At 71.5% G+C, this 16,067-nt stretch carries 12 protein-coding genes; 7 read left to right on the top strand and 5 right to left on the bottom strand.

Features of this window, described 5'->3' with window-relative positions:
• Positions 1-168: 168 nt before the first annotated feature.
• From APR04_RS20925 to APR04_RS20915, 3 genes are read right to left on the bottom strand one after another with little or no spacing between them, the layout of a single operon-like run.
• The gene (locus tag APR04_RS20925; RefSeq protein WP_253873885.1) at positions 169-2,964 is read right to left on the bottom strand and encodes an FtsX-like permease family protein; all 2,796 of its coding nucleotides are present in this window, start codon (positions 2,962-2,964) and stop codon (positions 169-171) included.
• Positions 2,961-3,683, bottom strand: a complete 723-nt coding sequence (locus APR04_RS20920; protein ID WP_253873883.1) for an ABC transporter ATP-binding protein — start codon at positions 3,681-3,683, stop codon at positions 2,961-2,963. Before APR04_RS20920 ends, APR04_RS20925 begins: the two co-directional genes overlap by 4 nt.
• Positions 3,680-4,279: a PadR family transcriptional regulator gene (locus tag APR04_RS20915; RefSeq protein ID WP_253873881.1), complete on the bottom strand. Its 600-nt coding sequence runs from the start codon at positions 4,277-4,279 to the stop codon at positions 3,680-3,682. Before APR04_RS20915 ends, APR04_RS20920 begins: the two co-directional genes overlap by 4 nt.
• 301 nt (positions 4,280-4,580) lie before the next feature.
• Here APR04_RS20915 and cimA point away from each other — a divergent pair, with 301 nt between their 5' ends.
• Complete coding sequence (cimA, locus tag APR04_RS20910) at positions 4,581-6,212, top strand: citramalate synthase (protein ID WP_253873879.1); 1,632 nt, start codon at positions 4,581-4,583, stop codon at positions 6,210-6,212.
• A gap of 51 nt (positions 6,213-6,263) precedes the next feature.
• On the opposite strand, the gene APR04_RS20905 is transcribed toward cimA, so the two are convergent.
• The gene (locus APR04_RS20905; protein WP_301312771.1) at positions 6,264-7,172 is read right to left on the bottom strand and encodes a MurR/RpiR family transcriptional regulator; all 909 of its coding nucleotides are present in this window, start codon (positions 7,170-7,172) and stop codon (positions 6,264-6,266) included.
• 111 nt (positions 7,173-7,283) lie between these two features.
• Positions 7,284-8,414: an N-acetylglucosamine kinase gene (locus APR04_RS20900; RefSeq protein ID WP_253873875.1), complete on the bottom strand. Its 1,131-nt coding sequence runs from the start codon at positions 8,412-8,414 to the stop codon at positions 7,284-7,286.
• Positions 8,415-8,591: 177 nt separating this feature from the next.
• Between APR04_RS20900 and lplB the strand changes: the two genes are divergently transcribed.
• From lplB to murQ, 6 genes are all read left to right on the top strand, one after another.
• Entirely contained in the window at positions 8,592-9,653 is a 1,062-nt protein-coding gene (lplB, locus tag APR04_RS20895; protein WP_253873873.1) for a lipoate-protein ligase small subunit, read from the top strand.
• A 180-nt stretch (positions 9,654-9,833) separates the two neighbouring features.
• Positions 9,834-11,129 (top strand): sugar ABC transporter substrate-binding protein, encoded by a 1,296-nt coding sequence (locus APR04_RS20890; RefSeq protein WP_372496149.1) that lies wholly within the window; start codon positions 9,834-9,836, stop codon positions 11,127-11,129.
• 23 nt (positions 11,130-11,152) lie between these two features.
• Positions 11,153-12,073 carry a carbohydrate ABC transporter permease gene (locus APR04_RS20885; RefSeq protein WP_253873975.1) on the top strand — a complete coding sequence of 307 codons (921 nt, stop codon included), beginning with the start codon at positions 11,153-11,155 and terminating at the stop codon, positions 12,071-12,073.
• Positions 12,070-12,924, top strand: coding sequence for a carbohydrate ABC transporter permease (locus APR04_RS20880; protein WP_253873871.1), 855 nt, complete (start codon positions 12,070-12,072; stop codon positions 12,922-12,924). Before APR04_RS20885 ends, APR04_RS20880 begins: the two co-directional genes overlap by 4 nt.
• Positions 12,921-14,696, top strand: a complete 1,776-nt coding sequence (locus APR04_RS20875) for a glycoside hydrolase family 3 N-terminal domain-containing protein (protein ID WP_253873869.1) — start codon at positions 12,921-12,923, stop codon at positions 14,694-14,696. The genes APR04_RS20880 and APR04_RS20875 overlap by 4 nt, the downstream gene beginning before the upstream one ends.
• A 75-nt stretch (positions 14,697-14,771) precedes the next feature.
• Positions 14,772-15,737 (top strand): N-acetylmuramic acid 6-phosphate etherase, encoded by a 966-nt coding sequence (gene murQ / locus APR04_RS20870; RefSeq protein WP_253873867.1) that lies wholly within the window; start codon positions 14,772-14,774, stop codon positions 15,735-15,737.
• The last annotated feature ends 330 nt before the right edge of the window (positions 15,738-16,067 follow it).

The raw sequence follows: 16,067 nt of genomic DNA, 5'->3' as shown, positions 1-16,067 counted from the left end.
CTCTCAGGAGCACTGCTCAGGAGCTCTGCTCACCGACGCTGTTCACCAATGTTGTCACGAAGGCTGTTCACGAGGGTTGCGCCGCGTTCGGGCCAGGACGCGCCGCGCCGCGTGCACGCCGGACATGGCGTGCACGCTCGGGCCCTCGGATGCGGGGATGGTGGCAGGTCAGGAACGGCGGCGGGTCAGGGTGACGCCGGAGCGGGTCACCGTCCAGGCCGCGACCGCGGCCAGGAGGGGGACGGCGACGGCGAGCGCGGCGAGCTGCCGCCAGGGGACTGCGAGCGGGTATGCGGTCAGCAGCGTCCACCCGACGCCGATCAGCGTGCCCGCCACGAGACCGAGCACCGACCCGATCACCGAGATCGTCGCCGCCTGCGCGGCTACCACCCGCCGCCGGGCCGACGGCCCAGCACCCACCGCGGCGAGCGTCGCCAGGTCGGGCCGGGCGTCGACAGCGGACAGCGCCACCGCCGACCAGGTTCCGACGAGCGCCAGGAACACCGCGGCGAGCGCTATGGCCAGGCCCATGACCGGTCGTGCGTCGTTGCTCCACGGTGTGGCGAACGTTCCCACCAGGTTCGAGACGTACTGATCCGGGTGCTCGCCTGATTCGACATCGACCCTGAGGGCCCTGTCCGCGTCGAAGCCGACGAGCTCGGCGTCGGCCCGGGCCTGCAGGAGCGTCACCTGTTCGTCCGACGGAACCGCCGGGTTCTCGACCAGGTACGCACCCGTCGCGGACTCTGCGCCGAGCTCGTCGAGGAGAGCCTCGGGCAGGATCGGGAGGTTCGGGATCTGTTCCCCGGGGCTGCCGACGACAACCGCGGGGAGCACTACGTCCTTCGAGGGCGAGACGTCGCCGGCTGCCTCCCGCACGCTCACGTTCGCGTTCCCGTTCTCGTCGACGTGCGAGGACGGCAGCGGGAGGCGTCCGTCGGCGAGCGCCTCTGCGACCTCGTCCAGGTGGTTCTCGGGGATGCCGAGCGCGTGCAGCAGCTCCCGGTCCGACCCGTCGGTGACGACAGGGCCCGGCCAGCGGCCGAGGTCGACGAACAGGTGGCTGCCGCTGTCGGCGGCATCGACCGGGTGGACGGACACGTCGATCAGGCCCCGGCGAGAGTCTGCCCCTCCGCCGCCAGTGGCGTCGGCAGGGTTCACCGCCACCGGGACGGCCAGGACCGGACCTGCGTCAGGGAGCGCCCCGTCGACGACCCCCTGCAGCCGATCGGACTCGTCCTCGGCGGGGATCTGCCCGTAGCCCGGCGTCAGCGCCACCGTCCCGGTCGAGGCCCACGGCTGGTACTGCGGGAGCTCCAGGACCACCTCCTCGGCGTCCAGGTAGGTCAGTGCCGCGGACGCTCCGGCCATGGCGACCAGCACGGCTGCGATGGCCGGTACGGTACGGGTCCGGTACCGGGCGGCGTCGCGCAGGGCGAAGCGCCACGTCCAGGGCAGCCGGTGGGCGACCCGGCCGAGCAGGGCGACGATGCCGCCGCAGGCGAGGATGAGGCCGAGGTCGGCGACCACGATGCCGGCGGCCAGCCCGATGACCCACTTCTGGGCGCCGGCGACCACGGCCAGGACGACGCCGCCGACCGCTGCCGCCGCGCCGACGACGGTGGGCCAGCGCGGGGTCGAGACCGCGGGCCGCCGCCCGTCCAGCACCGTGACGACGTCGGCGCGGGCCGCGCGCCGGGCGGGCGGCCAGGCGGAGGCGACGGCGAGCAGGACGCCGATCAGGAGAACGACGGCGAGCGAGGCTCCGGGCAGGCGTAGCGCGGGCAGCCGGTCGGGGAGCGCCTGGACGAGTACCGCCGCCGCCGCGATCCCGAGGCCCAGGCCGACCACGGCCCCGACCGCCCCGGTCAGCAGGCCGCGGGCGAGCATGACGGCGCGCAGGGTCGCCGCGGGTGCTCCGTTGACGGCCAGCAGGGCGAGCGACCGCGTGTCGCGCCGCGCCCCGACGGCGAACGCCGGACCGATGAGCCAGATCGCCTCCAGGAGCCCGACCAGGACCAGCGCGACGAGCACGGAGATGGACTGCCAGTCGACGTAGCCGGACCATGTTCGCTCGGCGGCCACGGGCGCCGGCGGGTCGAGGAGCACGTCGCGGCTGGTCACGAACGCCCCGGCGGCATTGAGGTCCTGGACGTCGGACCACGTGACGGGCTCGTCACCGGTCACGTACCAGAGCGGGAGGTCGATGCCGGCCGAGGTGACCTCCTCCGGCGGGACGAGCGGGCCGGGCTCCGGCAGGAGGACCGGCGAGATCATGTCGATGTACCGGGGTGCGACACCACTGATGGTCGCGGTGGTCGTCGTGCCGTCCTGGAACGTGACCTCGACGGTGTCACCGAGGTCGAACCCCAGGTCCCGGTGCTGCTCGGTGACCGCGATCTCACCGTCGCGGGGGAGCCGGCCCTCGAGGACCGGGAACCGGGACGCGACGTCGGGTGCGGTGAAGTCGGTCTGCACGGCGACGGACATGGCGGCGTCCTCGCCGTCCTTCAGGCGGACGTCGCCCTTGAGCGCTCGCACCAGTCGGTCACCGTCGGGCAGGAGACGTTCGAGGTCGTGCTCGAGGTCGGCGTACGGCGTGGAGGTCAGACCGTCCTCGTAGGAGGTGTTCCAGCCCACGGGCCCCCAGAGCCACTGCCCGCCGTCCACGCGCCGGAACTGCTCGATCGGCCCGCCGATGCCCTCGATCTTCGCCTGCAGCCCGGGCCCGAGCTCTGCCTCGGCGTCGGCCGGCGCGTAGGGCTCGTTCGACTCCAGCGCGGTCACCAGGAACGACCCGGCTGCCACCGGCAGCGCCACCATCACCGCGATGAGCACGGCCCGGCCGGTGTGCCGCCGCAGGTCGCGTCGTGCCAGCCGGAACGCGAGCCGCCAGCGGCCGAGCGCCTGCCGGTACCGGACTCCGGCGGTCGGCCGGTCCGTGCCGGGGACCCGGCCGCTCATGCGCCAGCTCCCTGCAGCTCGTCGAGGTCCGCGCCGAGCCCGCCGTCGGTCCCCGCCACAAAGCCGTCGCGCAGGTGCACCGTACGGTCCGCCCACGCCGCGTACCGCGCGTCGTGCGTGACGAGCAGTCCCGCTGCACCGGCGTCGACGCGCGCGCGAAGGAGGCGCATCACGGCTTCGCCGGTCACGGAGTCGAGCGCTCCGGTCGGCTCGTCCGCCAGCACCAGCCGCCGCCGCCCCACCAGGGCGCGCGCGATCGCGACGCGCTGCTGCTGACCGCCCGACAGGTCCTCCGGGAACCGGTTCGCCGCCTCGGACAGCCCGACCTCGGCGAGCGCGGCCTCGGCGTCGGCCCGAGCGGCGCCCGGACGCACGCCGTCCAGCTCCAGGGGGAGCGCCACGTTCTCCACCGCGGTGAGCGCGGGTACGAGGTTGAGGTCCTGGAACACGAAGCCGACGTCGCGCCGCCGTACGGCGGCGCGCTCGCGCGCCCCCAGGCGTGCGATGTCCGTACCGGCCACGCGCACGCTGCCCGACGTCGGGGTGTCCAGGCCGCCCGCGACGTTCAGCAGGCTGGACTTGCCCGACCCGGACGGCCCCATGACCGCCACCAGCTCGCCTTCGCGGACCGTCAGGTCGATGCCGCGCAGGGCATGCACCTCGCCCGCGCCGCGTCCATGGACACGGGTGACGCCCTTCAGCTCTAGCGGGACGGTCATCGCTCGTTCTCCTTCGTCAGTGCCCGGGTGGGCTTCGTCGTCGTGCCGCTCCTGCGGGTCGCCGCATCGGTCGGCACCGGTGCGTACGCCGCGACCGAGGCCTCGACGTGGTCCAGCCACCGCACCTCTGCCTCCGCGGCGAAGACCTGGGACTCCAGCACGAGGGAGTGGGCCAGGTCGGTACGTGGGTCGAGGTCTCGCTTCTGCCTCGTGAGGGCCCTGAGGGCGCGGAGCGTCTCGTCGCGCTGCCGTCGCACGACGGCGGCGACGTCCACCCCTGCGACCGTGACCGCGAGGGCGAGCTTGATGGCCAGCTCGTCGCGACCCGGCTTCTCGCGCCCGACGGCGGTGTCCCACCAGACCCGAGCCTGGGCAGCGCCGTCGTTGGTGAGGCGGAACTGCTCGGGCGAGTCCTCGGTGCTGCCCGTGACAGGAGCGACGAGACCGTCCCGCTGCAGGCGCGCGAGCGTGGTGTACGCCTGCCCGATGTTGAGCGGCCACGCGCCGCCCGTGCGACGTTCGAACTCCTGACGCAGCTGGTAGCCGTGCATCGGCTGCTCGCTGAGCAGTGCGAGGAACCCTTGACGGATCGACATGCGGCCCCGCTTCCAGCGATCGATTGGTTACTGGGTAACTACGTTCGACCGAATACTTACCGAGTAAGTACGTCTTGTCAACGGCAGCGGATCTGGACACCACTACCGTGAGCCGCCCCGCTGTGGCACGATGACCGGCATGACGACCCCGCGCTCCACCCCGCGACAGGTGATCATCATTTCTTAGCGCGTCCGGCGACACCCCACCGGACGCGCAGACCTTCCACACTCGGAAGGTCTTTTTTTGTTGGCTGAAGCCCCGGCCTCGGCCACATCGCCAGACACATCGTTGGGAGCATCGATGACCACCGCCTCGTTCCAGGTGTACGACACGACGTTGCGCGACGGCGCGCAGCAGGAGGGCATGAGCCTCTCCGTCTCCGACAAGCTCGCGATCGCGGCTCTCCTCGACGAGCTCGGCGTCGGCTACATCGAGGGCGGCTGGCCGGGCGCGGTCCCCAAGGACACCGACTTCTTCGCCCGCGCCGCCACCGAGCTCACCCTCAAGAACGCGGTGCTCACCGCGTTCGGGGCGACCCGGCGTGCGGGCGTCCGCGCGGGCGACGACCCGCAGGTGCGCGCCCTGCTCGACGCCGCGACACCCGTCGTGACGCTCGTGGCCAAGTCGGACGCGCGGCACGTGGAGCGCGCGCTGAAGACGACCCGCGCCGAGAACCTCGCGATGATCGCCGACACCGTCGGCTTCCTCGTCGCGGAGGGCCGTCGCGTCGTCCTCGACGCCGAGCACTTCTTCGACGGCTACCGGCACGACGCCGAGTACGCGCGGAGCGCCGTCACCGCCGCGTTCGACGCGGGCGCAGAGGTGGTCACGCTCTGCGACACCAACGGGGGCATGCTGCCGGCGTGGGTCGGCGAGATCGTGCACGAGCTGCGGGCCGCGGTCCCGGTCGGGTCAGGACAGCTGCTCGGCGTGCACGCGCACAACGACAGCGGCTGCGCCGTCGCGAACTCGCTCGCCGCCGTCGAGGCGGGCGCCACGCACGTGCAGGGCACGATCAACGGGTACGGCGAGCGCACCGGCAACGCCGACCTCGTCACGGTCGTCGCCAACCTCGAGCTGAAGGGCGGCATGTCCCTCCTGGCCGACGGCGGCCTGCGGGAAGCCGCGCGGATCTCGCACGCGATCAGCGAGATCACGAACATCTCGCCGTTCGCGCGCCAGCCGTACGTCGGGGCGAGCGCGTTCGCGCACAAGGGCGGGCTGCACGCCAGCGCCATCCGCGTGGACCCGGACATGTACCAGCACACCGACCCCACCCTGGTCGGCAACGACATGCGGATGCTGGTCTCGGACATGGCGGGCCGCGCCTCGATCGAGCTCAAGGGCCGGGAGCTGGGCTTCGACCTCGCCGGCCAGGGCGAGCTGCTGTCGCGGGTCACGAACCGGGTGAAGGACGACGAGGCCGCCGGCTACACCTACGAGGCGGCCGACGCGTCGTTCGAGCTCCTGCTGCGGTCCGAGCTGGGTCGCCGGCCGGAGTTCTACACGGTCGAGTCGTGGCGGACCATCATCGAGACCGTCCCAGCGGGCGCGGCGCCGCCGTCGGTCCACGCGCCCGACGCGGTCGCCGTGGCCGAGGCGACCGTCAAGATCCGGGCGGGCGGCGAGCGCATCGTGACGACGGGGGAGGGGAACGGCCCGGTCAACGCGCTGGACCAGGCCTTGCGCACGGCCCTGTCCCGGGTCTACCCGGAGCTCGCCCGGTTCGAGCTCATCGACTTCAAGGTGCGCATCCTCGACACGGAGCTCGGCACCGACGCGATCACCCGGGTCCTTATCGACACCTCCGACGGGGAGCACTCCTGGTCCACGGTCGGCGTGGGCCCCAACGTCGTCGAGGCGGCCTGGGAGGCGGTTACCGAGGCGTACGTGTACGGCCTCCTGAAGTCGGGCGTGGAACCCCGCCCCTGAGGGCGCCGGGACGGACCTCGCCAGAGGTCCGTCCCGGCCCAGCTGCCTGGGTCAGACGACCGGTGCCGCCGACCGGTCCGGCCTCGGGCTGCCGAGGTCGAGGCGCTGGTCGCGGACGGCTTCGTACGTCGCCTTGATGGCGATGGACGAGCGGTCGTACGTGCGCTGGGCGACGCGGACGAACAGGTAGTCCACGACCGTGAGCTGAGCGATGCGGCTCGACATGGCCCCGACCCGGAACTGGGTCTCGCGTGCCGTGGTCGCCAGGACGACGTCGGACACGAGGCCGATCGGAGCGTCCGGGAAGTTCGTGATCGCCGCGGTGAGCGCGCCGCGCTTGCGGGCGTTCTCCAGAGCCTGGTTCGTCTCCCGTGTCTGGCCGGAGTGCGAGACGGCGATCGCGACGTTGCCCGGCTCGAGCAGGGCCGACGAGGCGAGCTGCTGGTGCGGGTCGGGGGAGGTGAACACGAACACACCGATGCGCTGCAGCTTCATCGCGAGGTCGGCGGCAGCGAGGTTGGACGAGCCGACACCGTAGACGTCGACCCGCTTGGCCTCGGAGATGGCCGTGGCGACCTGCTCGATCGCATCGGTGTCGATCATGCGGGCGGTCTCTTCGATGGTGCGAGCCTCGTGGAAGGCGATCTTCGAGACGACGGCCTCGATGTCGTCGGTCTGGTTGATCTCGCCCTCGGCGATGCCGGAGCGTTCCATCTCGACCTCGCGCCGGCTGGTCGCCTGGGCGAGATCGATCCGGAACTCGGGGTAGCCCGCATAGCCCACGGCGCGGCAGAAGCGCACGACCGTGGCCTGTGACGTGTCCGCGTGGCCTGCGAGCTCAGTGATGGTGGACTGGACGACAGTGTTCGGGTCGTCGAGGACCGTCTGCGCCACCCTCGCCTCCGCTGGTCGCAGCGTTGGTAGTGCGCGCCTGAGTCGGACGAGGACGTCACCTGTCATGTCGCATCTCCCGGGATGTGGTGGGGGGTCTAGGGGTCGAGAACATACACCCGTACCGGGGATCCGGGCGTGACGCAGTAGTGAAGGAACGTGTCAGTGAACGACAGCCGGTCACTGAAGCTCGTCACCGGGCAGGTCGGTGGCCGAGAGCTTCGCGGCAAGGGTGTCCGCGGCGCCCACGTCCTCGACGGCCTCGGGGAGGGTGTGGTGGCCGTCCGCGCGGATGGTGAGCCACGGGCGGAAACCGGCGACGGACTGTGGTGCGTCACGCAGGCGCTGGGCCAGGCGGAGTGCGCCGTCGAGCGGCGATCCGTCGCTCGGCACGAGCGAGACGTCGGGCCGGTCCTCGGAGAGGTGCTTGGTGAGCGACACCGTGAGCGGCGACTCCTCCTGCACCAGGCGGCCGGTCGTGGAGGCGAGCGGTGGGATGCCGCGCCCGAGCGCGCTGGAGAGCGTGTCGGCGAGGTGCCGGCCGGCTTCGTCGAGGATGCGGATCGAGGTGGAGTCGCCCTCGGCCGCCGCGATGATGACCTCGGGGGCCATCGAGGCGAGCTGCCGGGCGCGCTCCGCGTTCTTGTAGAACTGGTTGGGCCAGCTCTCGATCAGGCCGAACTTGGCGACCGCCGCGTCCAGAAGGCGCTTCGAGGCGCCGCGAGATGCGCCGTCGTGGTAGCGACCGGCGGCGCGCAGCGCCTCGCCACCGACCCAGACGCCGGCTCCGAGGTCACCGAGCAGGTGGCCCCAGCCGTCCGCGCGACGCCAGCGGCTCACGCCGTCGTAGCCGAACGCGACGGCGCCGGTACCCACGGAGAGCACTGCCCCGGCACGCCCCTTGAGGGCGCCGAGGTGGGCGGTGAGCGCGTCACCGGCGACGGCGGTGCGGTTGGTCCGCAGCTCGCGCGCCAGGATGTCGTGTACGTCGGTCGGCTTCTCGACCAGCGACGTCAGGCCGGTGATGCCGACGGCGGCGGAGGCGACCGGTGCGGTGCTGCCGTCGCTCATCCCGTCGTGGCCCATGCGTGCGGCCCACGCGTTGAAGGACTGGCAGAGCGAGGCGACGACCGCGGGAGCGTCGCTGCCGTGGTGGTTCACCTTGACGGCGCGACCACTCAGGCTGATGCGCTCAGGGTGTGTGGAACTGCCGAATTCGGCGACAAGGCGCGAGCCACTGCCGCCTACGTCGAGAGCGACGACCCAGGCGTCGACCGCCGCTTCATCAATACCCTGTGCGAGTTCGGACACCCGGTCATTCTGACACGAAACCAGGGCAAGGTTGTCTAAAGAAAGGAGGAAATTCTGGTCTGTTCTGACACGCCTTCTCGCCAAATAGCGGATGTGCCCGACGTCGGGCCGCACCTTCCGTACCTGAGGCGCGGCCCGACGTCGGACACCGCAGGCACCGTCGCCTACTGTGAACACGTGCGCGGAGAGTACAAGGTTCCACTCGGAAAGCTGGTTCGTGTCGAGACCGACGTGGTCGAGGCGGGTGAACCCCCGGGGCGGCTGGTGGGTACGAGGGTGAGCGGGGACTTCTTCCTCGAGCCCGACGAGGCGCTGGAGGCGATGGGGGAGGCCCTCGACGGCATGCCCGCCGACTCCTCGAAGACCCAGCTCGCCGAGGCGGTGCGGGGAGCGCTGAAGGACGCCACCGCCGTCGGTTTCGACGCCGACGCCGTGGCCGTGGCCGCCCGGCGCGCGCTGGGCCACGCGACCGCCTGGGAGGACCACGAGTTCCAGGTGGTCCGCACCCCGGCGGTGTCGCCGCTGCTCAACGTCGCGCTCGACCAGGTCCTGACCGAGGAGCTCGGCGCGGGGCGGCGTGGGCCGACCCTCCGCTTCTGGGAGTGGGACGAGTCCGCGGTGATCATCGGATCGTTCCAGTCCCTGCGCAACGAGGTCGACGTCGAGGGTGCCGCGCGGCACGGGGCCCGCGTGATCCGGCGGATCACCGGGGGCGGCGCCATGTTCATGGAGCCCGGCAACACGATCTCGTACTCCCTGTACGTGCCGGGCTCGCTCGTGGACGGCCTGAGCTTCGAACGGTCCTACGCCTTCCTGGACGACTGGGTGATCGGCGCCCTGCACGATCTCGGCATCGACGCCGCCTACGTGCCGCTCAACGACATCGCCTCGCCCGCGGGGAAGATCGCCGGCGCCGCCCAGAAGCGGCTCGCCGGGGGCGCCGTCCTGCACCACGCGACGATGGCCTACGACCTGAACGCGGACAAGATGACCGACGTCCTGCGGATCGGGCGCGAGAAGCTCAGCGACAAGGGCACGCGCAGCGCGAACAAGCGGGTCGACCCGCTGCGCTCCCAGACCGGGCTCGGCAGGGCAGCGGTGATCGACGCGCTCGAGGCGTCCTTCCGTGGGCGGTACCGCACCGTGACCGGCGAGATCACCCCCACGGAGTGGGGGCTCGCCGGCGAGCTGGTGGAGTCGAAGTTCGGCACGCCGAAATGGACCGCGCGCGTTCTGTAGAACGAGGCACGGGCCCCGCTCCGGATCGCGTGCCATCATGGGCAATCACGGTTTGGTAACACCCCTAGCAGATAGTCCATCCCGTTAGTAATCTCCACGCAATGCCGCGTATAGGAAATTTCATTTCTCAGGAATACCACCTGGCTCCTCTCGCGGCACCGAGCGGAAGGAAGCCGAACGATGACTCGAGCGATGCGACGGCCCATAGCTGCGGCCACCGGTGCACTGCTTCTCGCTGCCACGACGGCCGCCTGCGGCGGCGGGGGCGACGGCGGCGACAGCGAGGGTGACGGCACCCTCGACGTCTGGATCATGCAGGGAACGAACCCCGACGCCGACGGCTTCTTCGCCGACGTCTCGACGGCGTTCGAGGAGGAGACCGGCGCGACGCTCAACGTCGAGTTCGTCGAGTGGGGCGACGCCCACGACCGGTTCGTCACCTCGATCGCCGGCGGCACCACCCCCGACGTCGCGGAGACCGGCACCACCTGGACCCCCGAGTTCGCCGACGCCGGCGCGCTCGCGTCGCTCGACGAGCACGTGGAGGGCGCAGGGATCGGCGACGACCTGGTCGAGGGGCTGGTCGAGGCAGGGACCTACGACGAGCAGCTCTACGGCATGCCCTGGTACGCCGGGGTGCGCTCGCTGGTCTACAACACGGAGATGTTCGAGAAGGCCGGCGTCGAGCCGCCCACCACGTGGGAGGAGCTCGAGGAGGCCGCAGCGGGGCTCAAGGAGGAGTACCCGGACAAGATCGCGGTAGCGGTCCCCGGCGACGCCGAGTTCACGGTCTACCCGTGGGTGTGGGGAGCGGGCGGCGAGGTCGCCACGCTCGAGGGCGACACCTGGACCTCCGGCCTCGACAGCCCCGAGTCGCAGGAGGGCCTCGAGTTCTGGACCGGCCTGGCCACCGAGGGCGGCTACTCGTCGACCGGTGCCACCACCTGGCGCGAGACCGACGTGCTCGACGCGTTCGCCGCCGGCGACGTCGGCATGGCGGTCATGGGCTCCTGGACGCCCGGTGCGATCGTCGACGCGAACGCGGACATGGAGGGCAAGTTCGCCGCCGTGCCGATCCCGGGCCAGGACGGCGGCATCGCCCCGTCGGTCCTGGGCGGCTCGCACCTGAGCATGTTCGAGACGGCCGAGGACAAGGACCTGGCCTTCACGTTCATCGAGATGATGACCACCGGTGAGTTCGCGCAGCAGTGGAGCGAGCAGTCCGGGTACTTCCCCGGCCAGGTCTCGCTGCTGGACGAGACGCTCGAGAGCACCGACCCGCTCGTGGCGCCGTTCGCGAGGCAGTTCGTCGAGGGCGGCGCCTCGGTGCCCGCGGCGCCCACCTACGGGAACGTGCAGGCCAAGCTCACGACGAGCACCATGATGCAGTCGATCCTCTCTGGGGACGCGACCGTCGCGGAAGCGAGCAAGGCCGCCGCCGAGGAGATGACCAGCGTGCTGAACGGGTCTGAGTGACTCAGCAGCTGACGGAGACCCGTCTGCGAAAGACACTGCCGCGGCTCAGCCGGGCCAGGGCCGCCACCGTGCGGCCCTGGCTGCTGCTCGCCCCCGCGCTGGCGGTCCTGGCGGTGCTGCTGCTGTGGCCGCTGGTGCGGGTGTTCCTCTTCTCCCTGCAGGACTACGGGCTGCGGGAGATCACGACGGGCGAGCTGAGCTGGATCGGCCTGGAGAACTACGCCGAGATCCTGGCGTCGCCGGAGCTGTGGACCGTGGTGCTGCCCAACACCGTGGGGTTCGCCGTCCTGTCCGTCGTGGGCACCGTCGCGTTCGGCACCGGTGTGGCGGTGCTGCTCGCCTCGCTCGGCACCTTCTGGCGCACGGTGACGTCCAGCGCGATCATGGCGGCCTGGGCCATGCCGGCGGTCACCGGCACGTACGTGTGGGTGTGGATCTTCGACGCCGACCGCGGCGTCTTCAACGACGTCCTGATGGGGCTCGGCCTGCTGGACGACCCCACCAACTGGTTCACCGACCGGTGGTCGTTCTACGCGATAGTCCTGCTCAACGTGATCCACCACGGGTTCCCGTTCGTCGCGGTCACCGTGCTCGCCGGCCTGCTCGGGGTGCCGAAGGAGATGCTCGAGGCCGCCGAGATGGACGGCGCCGGCGCGTTCCGCCGGTTCTTCTCGATCATCGTGCCCCAGCTGCGGCAGGTGTTCGCCGTCGTGATCATCCTGTCGACCATCTGGGACTTCAAGGTGTTCGCGCAGGTGTACCTCATGCCCGGCGGCGCGGGATCGAACCGGTCCGTGCTGAACCTCGGCGTGTGGTCGTACGTCGAGTCGTTCGGGCAGAACCGGTACGGCTTCGGCTCGGCGATCGCCGTGCTGCTGACCCTGCTGCTGCTCGCGATCACCGCCGTCTACGTCCGCGCCGTCCTGGCGGAGGAGGAACGATGAGCGGCAACCGCCCGCTGCGGCGCACCGCACGCCGCTCGCCGCTGCGCCAGCTCGGCAAGGGCGTGCTCGTCGCCCTGCTGCTCGTCTTCACGCTGTTCCCCGTCTACTGGATGCTGAACAGCTCCCTGGACGCGCAGGCCGGGAACACCAGCAGCTTCTGGCCGGCCGAACCGACGCTCGACCACTACGTGTTCGTGCTCACCGAGGGCGGCTTCGGGACCTTCCTGCGCAACTCCCTGCTGGTAGCGCTCGGCACGGTGGTCGTCTCGTCGGTCCTCGCGCTGCTGGCGTCCGTCGCGGTGGCGCGCTTCCGGTTCAAGATGCGCACCCAGATCCTCATGATGGTGCTGATCGTGCAGATGGTGCCGCTCGAGGCGCTCGTCATCCCGCTGTTCGTCCAGGTCCGCGACCTGCAGCTGCTCAACACCCTGATCGGCCTCGTCGTGGTCTACGTGGCGCTCGCGCTCCCGTTCGGCATCTGGATGCTGCGCGGCTTCGTCGCCGCGGTCCCGGTCGAGCTGGAGGAGGCCGCCTACCTCGACGGCGCGAGCTGGGGCCGCATGTTCTGGTCGGTCCTGCTGCCACTCGTGGCACCCGGCCTGGTCGCCACCAGCATCTTCAGCTTCATCACCGCGTGGAACGAGTTCATCTTCGCCATGACGATGCTGGGCGGCGCCACGGAGAGCTACACGGTGGCGATCGGCCTCCACTCGTTCTTCGGCATCCACTCCAACGACTGGGGCGCCATCATGGCGGCGTCCACGATCATCACCGTGCCCGTGATGATCTTCTTCATCCTGGTCCAGCGACGCCTCGCCTCTGGTCTCACGGCGGGGGCCGTGAAGGCATGACCGCTGAGCACGCTGGGCCGGCCCGTACGGAGCGCGCCGTCAACGGCGTGCTCCTGCCCGGCTTCGAGGGCACGCTCGTCCCGGGCTGGCTGGCCGACGCCGCCCGCGCGGGCCTGGCCGGCGTCGTCTACTTCGCGCGGAACACGCCCGACGTCGCCACCACCGCGACCCTGTCCGCCGCGCTGCACACGATCTCGCCCGACCTGGTCATCGCCGTGGACGAGGAGGGCGGCGACGTGTCGCGGCTGGAGGCCGTCCACGGCTCGTCCCTGCCCGGGGCGGCGGCGCTCGGCGCCTACCCGGGCGGCTGCAGCGTCTCGCTGGACGCCGGCCGGGCACTGGGCCGGCTGCTCGCGGCGACCGGCATCGACCTGCTCCTCGGCCCGGTGCTCGACGTCGTCTCCGAGCCGGACAACCCGGTGATCGGTGTGCGCGCCTTCGGGACCACGCCCGACGACGTCGCCCGGCACGGCATCGCGTTCGCGCGCGGCGTGCGCAGCGCAGGCGTCGGAGTGTGCGGCAAGCACTTCCCCGGGCACGGCGCCACCACCGTGGACTCGCACATCGGCCTACCCGTCGTGGACGAACCGCTCGACCTCCTGCGGACGCGTGACCTCGTGCCGTTCGCGCGGGCCCTGCGGCCCGAGGGCAGGGACGCCGGCCGGTCCGCCCTCGACGCCGTCATGACCGCCCACGTGCTCTTCCCCGCCCTCGGGCCGGCGCCCGCCTCCGTCGAGCCGGCCGCGACGCGCCTGCTGCGCGAGCTCGGCCACGACGGGCCGATCATCACCGACGCCCTCGACATGGGCGCCCTGCGCCAGCTCACCGGCTCCGTGGGGGAGGCCGCCGTCCGCGCCGTCGAGGCCGGCGCCGACCTGCTCTGCCTCGGCCTGGACCCCGCCCTGTACACCGAGTCGTACGACGCGCTGAGCCAGGCAGTGGCCACCGGGCGGCTGACCGTCGAGCGACTCGAGGAGTCCAGGGCACGCACCCAGGCCCTCGTGACGGCGGTCCGCGAACGGCGGGCCGCCGCCGGACCGGCGACCGGCGTCGACGTCGCGACGGAGGCGCTCGCGGACCTGTCCGAGCTGGGAGCGCGGATCGCGGACGCCGTCGTGCACGTGCGGGGCGGGCGCCTGGTGCCGCTCGCGTCCACGGCCGAGCCGGACGTGGTCGACCTGCGGACCCGGCTGGACCATGCCGCCGGACGCAAGGCTCGGCACGTGCAGGCAGCCATCACCGCGACGTGGCCGGGGGCCAGGGTGTTTCCGGGCGACGTGGCCGAGGACGGGGCCGAGGACGGGGCCGGGGAACGGGCCGTCGACAGTGCCGTCGATGGGGAGCCGGTGGAACTCGGCCTGGATCAACATGGACTTGCGGTGCTAATCACCCGATTCTCCCGGTACCGTGTAACGGCGGATCTCGACAAGGCCGGGACCGAACGTGGCGCAGAATTTCCTGAGGGCACCGTCCATCACGCGTCTCGCTCCGAACCACTGGTCGTGATCACTCGTGAGCCCGTCCCGGGTTCGGCCGAACGAGCCCGCCTGGAGCAGCTCTGGGCGGTCCGGCCGGATCTTGTCGTGGTCCACACGGGTCTTCCCGGTCCGGTGGCGGACTGGTTCGGGACGTTGAGCGGTGGTGGCCCGGCGGTGGTGGTGGCGTGCGGGACGGGGCGGGCGAACGCGAGGGCCGCCGTCGAGCGCCTCCGGGGACAGACAGGCCGGCAGGACGGCGAAGACCAGCACAGCAGCGGTGACGAGCGACGATGAGCGATGAGCAGCTATGAGCCATGAGCAGCACAGGGTCCAAGAGCACACAGCAGGTAGAACGAAAGGAGCTCGCCGATGATCGCGGAGGCGGGATTCGAACGGCACGCACAGGCGGCGCCGCGCCCGGTCTCACCCACCGAGGAGCGCAACCCGCGCACACGTGACATCGACGTGGTCTCCACGGCCGAGATGGTGCGCATGATCACCGACGAGGACGCTGCCGTCATCGCCGCGGTACGCGCGGCGCACCCGCGCATCGTCGAGGCGATCGACCTGGCCGTGGAGGGCATCCGCGCCGGGGGACGGGTGCACTACGTGGGTTCGGGCACGTCTGGCCGCATGGGCCTGCTCGACGCCGCGGAGCTGCTGCCCACCTACGGCGTCGGCGAGGAGATGTTCGTGCCGCATCTCGCGGGCGGGCTGAACGCCTTCAAGAAGGCGGCCGAGGGCGCGGAGGACGACATCGAGGCAGGCGGGGCGCTGGTGTCCGACGTCGGGCCCGCCGACATCGTGTTCGGTATCGCCGCCAGCGGCGGCACCCCGTATGTCGGGGGAGCGCTCGACGTGGGCCGTGCGCGCGGGGCGCGGACCGTGCTGCTCGCGTCCAACCCGTTCGCCGCCCTGGCGCCGAAGGCGGACGTGCCGATCCTGGTGAACACCGGTCCGGAGGCCATCACGGGGTCCACCCGCATGAAGGCGGGCACCGCGCAGAAGATGGTGCTCAACACCTTCTCGACGGCGGTCATGGTGCGGCTCGGCAAGACGTACTCGAACCTCATGGTCGAGGTGCTCGCGACCAACGCCAAGCTGCGCCAACGCCTGGTCCGCCTGCTCACGCAGGCCACGAACCTGGAGTCGGACGTGTGCGCGAACGCGCTGGCCGCCACGGACGGCGACCTGCGGGCCGCCCTCGTGATGCTCGTGGCGGGCGTCGACCGGTCCGTGGCGACGCGGGCACTGGCCGTGGAGCCGGGCCGGATCGGCGGCCCGTCGGTCCGCGAGGCCCTGGCAACCCTAGGGATCGACCCCGCACAGCGGTGATCTGTTCGGCGGTGCTCAGGTTGCGGTTCGTGGGCCGAACCGCAACTTGAGCGTCTGGTGGGCGGTCCTGGGGTGCCGAACCGCAACTTGTGTGTCTGGGTGGGCGCTTGTGAGGTGCCGAACCGCAACTTGCGTGCCCCGGGTGGGCGCCAACTGAAGGTTACGAGTCCATACGGGGTTCAGTGCACGTGTTCCCTGCGGTTCGGCACCGCCGGTGACTCGCGACGTGCGGTTCCGCGCCGCGGGGCGGACTGCTAGACGCAGAGGTTGCGGTTCGGCGCCGCTACCTGGAGGTAGCGGACTCCTCACCCAGGGACCAGGGGCCCGCAG

The sequence above is a fragment of the Promicromonospora umidemergens genome, from assembly GCF_024171995.1.
GTDB lineage: Bacteria > Actinomycetota > Actinomycetes > Actinomycetales > Cellulomonadaceae > Promicromonospora > Promicromonospora umidemergens.
The sequence above is the reverse complement of the archived record's forward strand: the minus strand, read 5'-3'. Positions and strand labels throughout refer to the sequence as shown.

Bases quoted from the DNA above. Each gene is read 5' to 3' on its own strand.
- APR04_RS20925 (WP_253873885.1), bottom strand. From the start codon at position 2,964: ATGAGCGGCCGGGTCCCCGGCACGGACCGGCCGACCGCCGGAGTCCGG.
- APR04_RS20920 (WP_253873883.1), bottom strand. From the start codon at position 3,683: ATGACCGTCCCGCTAGAGCTGAAGGGCGTCACCCGTGTCCATGGACGC.
- APR04_RS20915 (WP_253873881.1), bottom strand. From the start codon at position 4,279: ATGTCGATCCGTCAAGGGTTCCTCGCACTGCTCAGCGAGCAGCCGATG.
- cimA (WP_253873879.1), top strand. From the start codon at position 4,581: ATGACCACCGCCTCGTTCCAGGTGTACGACACGACGTTGCGCGACGGC.
- APR04_RS20905 (WP_301312771.1), bottom strand. From the start codon at position 7,172: ATGACAGGTGACGTCCTCGTCCGACTCAGGCGCGCACTACCAACGCTG.
- APR04_RS20890 (WP_372496149.1), top strand. From the start codon at position 9,834: ATGACTCGAGCGATGCGACGGCCCATAGCTGCGGCCACCGGTGCACTG.
- APR04_RS20880 (WP_253873871.1), top strand. From the start codon at position 12,070: ATGAGCGGCAACCGCCCGCTGCGGCGCACCGCACGCCGCTCGCCGCTG.
- APR04_RS20875 (WP_253873869.1), top strand. From the start codon at position 12,921: ATGACCGCTGAGCACGCTGGGCCGGCCCGTACGGAGCGCGCCGTCAAC.
- murQ (WP_253873867.1), top strand. From the start codon at position 14,772: ATGATCGCGGAGGCGGGATTCGAACGGCACGCACAGGCGGCGCCGCGC.